The organism is Fructilactobacillus florum DSM 22689 = JCM 16035 (assembly GCF_001436645.1).
Taxonomy (GTDB): Bacteria; Bacillota; Bacilli; order Lactobacillales; family Lactobacillaceae; genus Fructilactobacillus; species Fructilactobacillus florum.
Genome location: NZ_AYZI01000028.1, coordinates 1 through 703, shown reverse-complemented (window position 1 = coordinate 703; position 703 = coordinate 1). Strand labels below are relative to the sequence as shown.

The window sequence follows — 703 nt, the reverse complement described above, 5'->3', positions numbered from 1 at the left end:
AAGAAGAATTCAAACAAATTAAGGAGAGAGTCAATGGATAACTTAGTAGTCATGAAAAATAAAGAAGCGGTAACAACAAGTTTAAAAGTTGCGGAAACTTTCAGTAAAAATCACAGAGATGTGATGAAAAAGATTAAAAATCTGACTGCGCAAAATTGCGCAGTGAAAAATATGTTTAAAGAATCAACTTATAAGAACAATCGTAACCAATCTCAACCAATGTACTTCATGAATAGAGATGGATTTACTTTACTAGCAGTTGGCTTTACAGGTAGCAAGGCAATGGATTTTAAGTTGAAATATATCCAAGCTTTTAATCAAATGGAGCAAGAAATTAAGCAAAATGGTGGATTTGAAGTCCCTAGCAACATGGCTGATGCCTTACAGCTGGCAGCCAACCAAGCCCGACAAATTGATGAGCTGAAACCAAAAGCACAGTTTGCGGATGCTGTTTCTGATAGCAAGAACGCAATTTTAATCGGCGACTTAGCAAAGCTCATTAGCCAAAATGGTGTGAAAATCGGGCAGAAACGGCTATTTGAATGGCTACGAAACAACGACTACTTAATCAAGCGCAATGCACTGGATCATAACATGCCAAAACAAAAATACGTTGAGCAACATCTATTTATTATCAAGGAGCATGTTGTCGGAACTTCAGTTTTCAAAACACCGATGGTTACAGGAAAAGGGCAACGATACT

1 protein-coding gene is annotated in these 703 nt (G+C 37.3%); it reads left to right on the top strand.

What is annotated here, in order from left to right; genetic code table 11:
• Nucleotides 1-33: 33 nt before the first annotated feature.
• The coding region (locus tag FC87_RS06645; protein WP_056961998.1) for a Rha family transcriptional regulator at nt 34-703 on the top strand (670 nt) is incomplete at its 3' end.